The organism is Iodobacter sp. BJB302, assembly GCF_002735645.1.
Lineage (GTDB): Bacteria > Pseudomonadota > Gammaproteobacteria > Burkholderiales > Chitinibacteraceae > Iodobacter.
Window position 1 is genome coordinate 1 of record NZ_PDZG01000200.1, and the last position, 547, is coordinate 547.

Sequence of the window (547 nt, forward strand, 5' to 3'; positions counted from 1 at the left end):
GACTCGGAACTGGAGCTGGCAAGATGAAGTGCAATTGAACCCGGATCGGGTCATTGAGCCTAAAACAAGCGAGGAATTACAGGCAGCTTAAATCGTAAAAATATCTCAACTACTTTGACAATTACCGTATTTGGGGAGTTCTACATGAAAGCCGAAGGCAATTGATAACGCCAGATTATGGCGATTTTAAAGCAAGCCGAAGCCGGTTCGACCGTTCCTGATCTGTGCCGCGAGCACGGCATGAGTTCCGCCTCTTTCTATAAATGGCGCGCTAAGTTTGGCGGCATGGACGTCTCGATGATGACACGGATGAAAGAACTGGAGGACGAAAACAAGCGTCTTAAAAAGATGTATATCGAAGCCCAGATGCAAGCGGATATCATCAAGGAGGCCATAATCCTCTGAAACATCTCAGCGCCGCGAGATGGCTCACTGGGCCGTTGAAACCAAGGCAGTTTCTATTCGTGCGGCTTGCGCCAGCTTTGCGATTAGCACAACTTGCTATCGCTATATTTGTAAATTGGATGCCGAAAATGCCCAAATTGCG

The 547-nt window shown here is 47.9% G+C and carries 1 pseudogene; it reads left to right on the top strand.

Features of this window, described 5'->3' with window-relative positions:
• Positions 1–177 precede the first annotated feature (177 nt).
• Positions 178–547 (top strand): annotated as a pseudogene (locus CSQ88_RS23555) (transposase); the annotation flags it as partial.